The 1,626-nt window shown below is 53.9% G+C and carries 1 protein-coding gene; it reads left to right on the top strand.

Annotation, left to right across the window (positions count from 1 at the left end):
* Nucleotides 1-15: 15 nt before the first annotated feature.
* The gene (locus tag BA066_07875; GenBank protein ID RDD52775.1) at nt 16-516 is read left to right on the top strand and encodes a hypothetical protein; all 501 of its coding nucleotides are present in this window, start codon (nt 16-18) and stop codon (nt 514-516) included.
* Nucleotides 517-1,626: the final 1,110 nt, after the last annotated feature.

The raw sequence follows: 1,626 nt of genomic DNA, 5'->3' as shown, positions 1-1,626 counted from the left end.
AGGTGGTACTCCCACGTGTTCATTCAGATTGAGAGCAAGCGTCCTTTCGGGAGGGTGTTCATACCGGATAAGGTCGACCTGACGTTCAGGAGGAGAGGGGTCTTCGCCAACTACTCCGAGGAGCCCGTGTCCGCATCGAAGAACTTCTACCTGATAAGGGGTTCCGGGAGGGAGGCAAAGCTCATCGCGGCCTGGCTGAACTCAACACCCTTCCTGGCGGCGCTCCATCTCGTGGGCAGGAGGATATCTGACACCTGGACGAGGCTCTTGGAGAACGACTACCTAGAGCTCCCGGTGGTGTCACCCGAGGCGGACGGCTCCGTGGAGGAGGTCTTCGATGAGATGAGGGACAGGGAGCTCCCCCCGATCTGGAAGCAGCTCGGGGAAGAGTACAGGGAGAGGTTGGACTCGTCCCTCATTGAGGCGATAGGGGTCGATCCATCGATCCTACGCGAGATATACTCGAGGCTCCGGGATATGGTCCGCGGAGAGGGGCTGTCAGCCCGAGGGGCTTGAGCTCCGAGCTAGGACTTGGGCTAATTTCAGGATCCTTCCCGAAGCCCCCGATTTTAGTCCCACCGTTCTGAGTTACTGCTCCTTCGTAGCTTTCATCACATTTATAGCAGAAAGCTTTCCCGTCTCAGAGTTCATCGACGAGCTTTTGGGGAACGGGGCTCTCCACATTTCTCTTCTTCAAAATCCTATGCTCATTTGGGCCAGCTTTCCTCACATATCGGGCACAGGGATGAGATATTGCGAGAATCAGAGGCATCTAAAATTATTACATGTTTCTGCTCCTAAGAGCAAGAATTCGCATTAAACTCCACACCTAATCCCTTAGGGGAGAGGGAAAGACTGTTTGGAACTGTTATATGACTAGCAACGAGCATGCACCCGAATACCGGTCTTCTTCGGCCAAGCTCACACCTAAATGCCGATATTCCGAGGAGAACGAGCCCGAATGGGCATAAGACTATTAGGTATTTTGAGAGATTCGGGAGATGTGACCTCTCATACAGACACCTCCCTTGGGCATCGCGGCCGTAGCTTCACCCTTTTCGTGGAATCCCTGGCGTCCCGCATCTGAAGGTTGAGAGCTGTCGCAACCTCACAGTGCATCAACCTGCCCCGATAGGCCTTTAAAATTTGTCTACTAAGTATTTAACGGCTTCGCTAGGCCGTGAGTGCGATCGCGAGCTCCACGCGAGTCACGGCTGACCAGAACGGTCGAGGTGGCATTTGTATGAGGCCGGCGGAGGATGATGCGCTCTTCCATCATTAAAATTCGATTCAGGACAATCAGTCACTGATCGATATCATCCCTCATACCTTTCTTCACATAATCCTCTTCCTCCTGCAGGCCTCCAAGGCCTCCTCCCACCTCCTTCTATCCCAGTAATCCCTGAGCTCCTCGAAGACCTTCGCCAGGAGAAGCCGCTTCGTTCATCTTTGAGTCGATTCGGGGAAGGAGTGGATATGCTGTACCACCAGGGACTTCTCCAGAAGGTAAGTTTCCGGACGTGATGCGAAGCCTCTTCGCGAAGTAGCGGACGGCCGAGCTCCCCTGAGACCTCAGTTCATATCCCAAGCCGTTCCTCCTCTCTTGGGGATAGACGTGTGAAGGAT

The organism is Candidatus Korarchaeota archaeon NZ13-K (assembly GCA_003344655.1).
Taxonomy (GTDB): Archaea; Korarchaeota; Korarchaeia; order Korarchaeales; family Korarchaeaceae; genus Korarchaeum.
This window is presented reverse-complemented; position numbering and strand designations above follow the sequence as displayed.